This window comes from Pedococcus sp. 2YAF34 (assembly GCF_052114585.1).
Lineage (GTDB): Bacteria > Actinomycetota > Actinomycetes > Actinomycetales > Dermatophilaceae > Pedococcus.
The window spans coordinates 24,708-30,947 of record NZ_JBFRFA010000049.1 but is presented as its reverse complement, the minus strand read 5'-3'; the positions used below and the strand labels follow the sequence as shown (position 1 = coordinate 30,947).

The following is a 6,240-nucleotide window of genomic DNA, read 5'->3' as shown; positions in this document are numbered from 1 at the left end:
CCCGCTCTCCCGAGCGGGCACCCCGCCCTTCGCCGACTCGTCGCCACGGACCCCGACGCCTTCGCCCGCGACCACTGGGGTGTCGAGCCGCTGCTCACCCGCAGCGCTGACCTGCCGTCGTCGTTCGACGACCTCTTCTCCGAGGCGGCCGTCGACGAGCTCGTGTCGCGGCGCGGGCTGCGCACGCCGTTCCTGCGCATGGCCAAGGGCGGCTCGACGCTGACGGACCGCAGGTTCACCCGCAGCGGTGGCACCGGGGCCGGCATCGCCGACCAGGCCAGCGACGAGGACGTCCTGCGCGAGTTCGCCGACGGCGCCACCCTCGTCCTGCAGGGCCTGCACCGCACGTGGGAGCCGGTCGTCGACTTCGCCCAGCAGCTGGCGGCCGACCTCGGGCACCCCACCCAGGTCAACGCCTACATCACCCCGCCGCAGAACACCGGCTTCAGTGACCACTACGACGTCCACGACGTCTTCGTGCTGCAGATCTCGGGCGAGAAGCGTTGGCGCATCAGGCCGCCCGTGCACCCGCGGCCGTTGCGCGACCAGCCCTGGACCGACCGCCGTGAGGCGGTCGAGCTCGCTGCGCAGGCCGAGCCGCTCGTCGAGACGACCCTGGCCCCGGGTGACTGCCTCTACCTGCCGCGCGGCTACCTCCACTCGGCCACGGCCCTCGGGGGCGTGAGCACCCACCTCACCATCGGGGTCCACACCTGGAACCGGCACCACCTCGCCCAGGAGCTGGTGTCCGCCGCCCTGGCCAGGGCGGCGCAGGACCCCGAGGTGCGGGCGTCGCTGCCGATGGGCGCCGACCTCTCCGACCCGGCCGCCCTCGGGGCCGGTGTCGAGCTGGTCCGGGCGGCCCTGGCCCGCGCCCTCGAGGACGTCGACGCCGCCGACCTCACCGCGGCCATGGTCGCCGCCTCGCGCGGCTCCCAGCGCGCCGCACCCATGGGCCCGCTGGCCCAGCACGCGCTGGCCTCCTCCCTGCGCGACGACACCGCCCTGGAGGTGCGGCCGCACCTCGCGCCGACCCTCACCCCCGCGAGCAGCGGAGGGGCCGTCCTGCGCAGCCGGGCCGGCACCGTACGCGTGGACGAGGGCGACGTGGCAGCGGTCCGGTCGTTCCTCGAGGTGGGCACCGCGACGGCTGGTCACCTCGGTCTCGACCTCGCCCGCCGCCTGGTGCTGGCCGGTATCGCCGTGGCGGCGTGACCGCCGACCACTGCGCCACCGAGGCCCGGCTGCGAGCAGACCCCCTGCAGGGCTCCGCAGCTCCGGCGCAGCGGTGGCTGCTCGTCGAGCACCGTGGGCCGTGGGCCGTCAGGGCGCTCGACAGCACCGGCCTGTCCGGTGGGGTCGCGACCGCGCTGCACGAGGCGGCACTCGCGACACGGGGACGGGTGCTGCTCATCCGGCGCACCGGTCGGCGGCCACGCCGGGCGGTGCAGCAGTGGGCCGTGGTCGACCACGACGGCACCCAGCAGTGGGGCACCTGGCGCCGGCCGGAGGACCTGCTCCGCGCCGCCGAGGTGATGCTCGACGGGCCGGCCCCGCCAGCGCATGCCCGGCCGCCCCAGCCCCTCGTGCTCGTGTGCACCCACGGGCTCCACGACACCTGCTGCGCGGTCCGTGGGCGACCGGTCGCCGGGGCGCTCGCCGCCCGCTGGCCGGACCACACGTGGGAGTGCACGCACGTCGGCGGCGACCGGTTCGCGCCCAACGTGCTCGTGCTGCCCGACGGCGCCTGCTACGGCAACCTCGACGAGGACTCGGCCCAGGAGGTGGTGGCGGCCCACCTGCGGGGCGTCGTCACGGCTGCCCACTTCCGCGGGGTCTCGACCGAGCCGCCGGCGGTGCAGGCGGCGCTGTCCGCCGCGTTCACGCGGTACCGGCCCTGCGGCCTGGGCGACGTGCGGTCGGTGACTGCGGACCGGACCGGTGACGCCACCTGGACGGTCACGCTGCACGGGCGCGGACGGCTCCCGCTGCTCGTCCAGGCGGACGTCCGTCGGGTCGCGGCTCCCGCCGAGCTGCTGACCTGCCGCGCGCAGGCGCCGTCGTCGGCGTTCCGCTACGTCGTCGACGCGCTGCGCATCCCGTCGGCCGAACAGGCACCCTGACCGTCGCGCCGGTCGGCCCGACCGCCCGTCAGGGGGCGGGCGCGGCCACGCGTTCGGTCGACGGCTCGGTGGAGGCCGAGCAGGTCCGCGGCTCCGCGGTGGGAGTCGAGGTCGCGTCGCCGACCGGCGCCAGTGCCGGCGGTGCCGACTGCTCGATCCGCGACCCGTTGATCAGGGTGACGTCGTCATAGGCCGGCCGGCCCTCGATGACGTTGCGGAACTGGTAGCGCGTCAGCGAGGCGATCCGGCAGTCCTCCCCGAACGCGGCCACGTCGAACGCGGACGGCTGCCCGGTCAGCTCTTCGCCCTGGGCGCCGGCGAGGAAGTGGCTGAACGGTCCGCCGCCGGTGAAGGTGCCGACGCCGATCGTGTTGCCCTCCAGGCGATCGCTGTGCAGGTGCCCGTGGATCTTCACACCGGCCGCCTCGATCGCGCTCACCGCCCCGGGCTCGTGCCCGACGACGACGTCCGGCGCGGGCAGGTCGGCCATGGCCGCGGTGAACCGGGCGGCGGGTCCCTTCTGCTTCGCGGCGTTGTCGCGGTTGTCGTCGCCGAACCAGCGGGGGTCGTTGAACCCGGCGATGCGGACCCCGCCGATCGTCTGGACGGTGTAGCTGTCGGCGTCGGGCTCGAGCAGGACGACGTTGGGGACCTTGGCCAGGGCCTTGAGCACCTCGGTGTCGGTGGCCGAGCGGGCGTCGTGGTTGCCCTTGACGAAGAGGTAGGGCACGCCGAGGGAGCGGATGCCGTCGAAGAGTCCGGCCGCCTGCGCCTCGGCCACGGTGCCGAAGTTGACGAGGTCGCCGCTGTCGATGACGGCGTCGACGCGCTCCTGCTCGACGATTGTCTTCATCAGGGCGTACTGGTTGCCGCCGTGGATGTCGGAGACGAGCAGGAGCCGCGCGGCCACCGGCCGGCCGAGGGCCTGGGGCGCGTACTTGTCCTGCAGCGCCGACGACAGCGCGAGCAGGTTCTTCAGGTACGGCGTGGTCTGCTCCGCCCGCGTCTCGACGCCTTCGAGGAGGTCGGCGTTGCGCTGCACCGCACCGAGGATGCCGGTGGTCGTGAACCGGTCGAGGCGCTCGGGCCGGTAGCCGAAGCCGATGCTCGCGAACGTCACCCCGCACGCCACCACCCAGCAGGCGGCGACGGTGGCGAGCCGACCGGGCCGTGGCAGGTGCCGGGCCCAGCCGGTGTAGGCCCCGACCGCGAGGAGCACCACCAGGAGGGCGCCCGCGGCGAACCGCCAGGCCAGCCCGATGGCCGCGTGGCGCGCGGCCGCCTCGAGCTCGAGCGGGCCGGGCTGCAACGAGCGCACCGAGATGTTAGGCCGGGACAGCAGGTCGGTGATGTGCTCCTTGACGTGCACGTTCGCCAGCACCCCGGGCGTGGGGACCGGCGTCGCGAAGTCGAGGTGGATGTCGCCGAAGACGGTCGGGCTCTGGATCGTGCCGATGTCGTGCGGGTCCACCGACAGCCGCAGCGTGGCGCCGTAGTTGAGCGTGTCGACCGACGTGGGGAACAGGGTGGTCGCCGCCACCCCGCCGATGACGCACCCCACGAACAGTGCGAGGAGCGCCGTCACCCGGACGACGGTGCGCCGTGGAGCTCCCCGGCGCAGACCACCCCCGCGCCGTGGACGGTCCGCGGGCGTGCTCACCCACCCACCGTAACCGTCGAGCGGTCCGAGGATCGGCTGCCTACCCTGTCCGGTATGCCACGAACCCTGGGACCGCTGGACGGGCGCGACTTCGCCGCCGTGCTCTTCGACATGGACGGGACGCTGATCGACTCGATCCCCGTGGTGGTGCGCAGCTGGCTGCGGTGGGCCGACGAGGAGGGTGTGGACCCGCGCCGGCTCGTTGGCTTCCACGGCGTCCCGGCGCGGGGCATCGCCGAGCAGCTGCTGCCGCCCGAGCGGGTCGACGCCGCCGTGGCGCGCATCGAGGCCATCGAGACCGCCGACACCGACGGCATCACCATCCTGCCCGGGGCGCTCGACGCCCTGGCCGCCCTCACCGGCGACCTGGACCTCTGCGCGATCGCCACCTCGTGCACCCGGGTGCTGGCCGACGCCCGGATCGCGGCCACCGGCCTCCCGGTCCCGCGGGTGGTCGTGACCGCGAGCGACGTCGACCGGGGCAAGCCGCACCCCGACCCGTTCCTGCTGGCGGCGCAGCGACTCGGGGTCGACCCCGCTCACTGCCTCGTCGTCGAGGACGCCCCCGGCGGCCTCGAGGCGGCCCGGGCGGCCGGCTGCGCCACCCTCGCCGTGACGACCACCACCGAGCCCGCTGACCTGGTCGCCGACGCGGTCGTGGCGACCCTGGCGGAGGTGCGGTTCGCCCCGGCCGGCGGCCGGGTTCGACTGACGGGCGTCGTGGCCGCCGCGTAGGTTGGCCGGCATGGACGCTGACGTCATCGTCGTGGGCGCCGGCCTCGCCGGCCTCGTGGCCACCGCCGAGCTCGCCGACGCCGGCCGCCGCGTCGTGGTCCTCGACCAGCAGGGCCCGGCCGACCTCGGCGCGCAGGCCTTCTGGTCCTTCGGCGGCCTGTTCCTCGTGGACAGTCCGGAGCAGCGACGCATGGGGATCAAGGACTCCGCAGAGCTGGCGCTGCAGGACTGGCTCGGCTCGGCCGGGTTCGACCGGGCGGCCCCCGGCCCCGACGGCCGCCACGGCGAGGACCACTGGGGTGAGCAGTGGGCGCGTGCCTACGTCGACTTCGCCGCCGGGGAGAAGCGTCGCTGGCTGCACGACCAGGGCATGCGCTGGTTCCCGGTCGTCGGCTGGGCCGAGCGGGGCGACGGCACCGCCTCCGGCCACGGCAACTCGGTGCCGCGGTTCCACGTCACGTGGGGCACCGGCCCGGGGGTCCTCGAGCCCTTCCTCCGGCGGGTCCGCGAGCACGTCGCCTCCGGTCGCGTCGAGCTGCGCCACCGCCACCGCGTCGACGAGCTGGTCACCCACGACGGCGCGGTCACCGGGGTGCGCGGCACCCGTCTGGTGGCCGACGAGGCCGAGCGCGGCCACCCGACCTCCCGCGAGGCCGTCGGCGACTTCGACCTCAGCGCGCAGGCAGTGGTCGTGACCAGCGGGGGTATCGGCGCCGACCACGACCTCGTGCGCGCCAACTGGCCCGCCCGGCTGGGTACCCCGCCGGAGCACATGCTCACCGGCGTCCCCGCCTACGTCGACGGACGGATGCTCGCGATCACACAGGACGCGGGCGGGCACCTGGTCAACCGAGATCGCATGTGGCACTACGTCGAGGGCATCGAGAACCACGACCCGGTGTGGCCCTCCCATGCCATCCGGATCCTGCCCGGGCCGAGCTCGATGTGGTTCGACGGCAACGGAGACCGGCTGCCGCCACCGCTGTTCCCCGGGTTCGACACCCTCGGGACGCTCGCGCACCTGCGGGGCACGGGGCACGACCACAGCTGGTTCGTCCTCACGAGCCGGATCATCGGCAAGGAGTTCGCGCTGTCGGGTTCGGAGCAGAACCCCGACCTCACCGGGAAGTCCGTGCGCGACGTCCTCGGCCGCGCCCGGGCCGACATGCCGGCGCCGGTGCGGGCGTTCCTCGACCGCGGGGCGGACTTCGTCAGTGCCGACACCCTCGACGAGCTCGTCGACAAGATGAACGCGCTCACACCGGACGCCCCGCTCGACCGCCACCACCTCGAGCGCCAGATCGTCGAGCGAGACCGCCAGCTCGACAACGACTTCGGCAAGGACGCGCAGGTGACCGCCCTGCGCGGCGCCCGCCGCTACCGGGGTGACCGGCTGATCCGCACCGCCGCCCCGCACCGCATCCTCGACCCGGCCGCCGGGCCGCTGATCGCCGTCCGGCTGCACGTGCTCACGCGCAAGACCCTCGGCGGGCTCGAGACCGACCTGTCCGCGCGGGTGCTGTCCGCGTCCGGCGAGCCGGTGCCAGGCCTGTACGCCGCCGGTGAGGTCGCGGGGTTCGGCGGCGGTGGGCTGCACGGCTACCGGGCGCTGGAGGGGACCTTCCTCGGCGGCTGCATCTTCTCCGGCCGGGTCGCCGGCCGCGCCGCGGCCGCAGCCGTCGGCTGAGGCGCCGCAGGGCCATCGCGGCCGCCATCGGGCGA

At 74.8% G+C, this 6,240-nt stretch carries 5 protein-coding genes; 4 read left to right on the top strand and 1 reads right to left on the bottom strand.

All coding sequences use genetic code 11. The features are described 5' to 3' along the window. Positions 1-1,215: JmjC domain-containing protein (locus AB4Z02_RS17775; RefSeq protein ID WP_441972614.1), on the top strand; the 1,215-nt coding region annotated here is incomplete at its 5' end. Beyond that, positions 1,212-2,123: a sucrase ferredoxin gene (locus AB4Z02_RS17770; protein ID WP_441972613.1), complete on the top strand. Its 912-nt coding sequence runs from the start codon at positions 1,212-1,214 to the stop codon at positions 2,121-2,123. The genes AB4Z02_RS17775 and AB4Z02_RS17770, both read left to right, overlap by 4 nt. 28 nt (positions 2,124-2,151) lie before the next feature. On the opposite strand, the gene AB4Z02_RS17765 is transcribed toward AB4Z02_RS17770, so the two are convergent. Next, positions 2,152-3,783, bottom strand: a complete 1,632-nt coding sequence (locus tag AB4Z02_RS17765) for a metallophosphoesterase family protein (RefSeq protein WP_441972612.1) — start codon at positions 3,781-3,783, stop codon at positions 2,152-2,154. Between the two features lie 54 nt (positions 3,784-3,837). On the opposite strand from AB4Z02_RS17765, the gene AB4Z02_RS17760 reads away from it, so the two are divergent. Together AB4Z02_RS17760 and AB4Z02_RS17755 are read left to right on the top strand one after the other, a co-directional pair. Beyond that, positions 3,838-4,518 (top strand): HAD-IA family hydrolase, encoded by a 681-nt coding sequence (locus AB4Z02_RS17760; protein WP_056884280.1) that lies wholly within the window; start codon positions 3,838-3,840, stop codon positions 4,516-4,518. A gap of 10 nt (positions 4,519-4,528) precedes the next feature. Next, the gene (locus tag AB4Z02_RS17755) at positions 4,529-6,205 is read left to right on the top strand and encodes an FAD-binding dehydrogenase (RefSeq protein WP_441972610.1); all 1,677 of its coding nucleotides are present in this window, start codon (positions 4,529-4,531) and stop codon (positions 6,203-6,205) included. Positions 6,206-6,240 lie beyond the last annotated feature (35 nt).

Bases quoted from the DNA above. Each gene is read 5' to 3' on its own strand.
- AB4Z02_RS17755 (WP_441972610.1), top strand. From the start codon at position 4,529: ATGGACGCTGACGTCATCGTCGTGGGCGCCGGCCTCGCCGGCCTCGTG.
- AB4Z02_RS17760 (WP_056884280.1), top strand. From the start codon at position 3,838: ATGCCACGAACCCTGGGACCGCTGGACGGGCGCGACTTCGCCGCCGTG.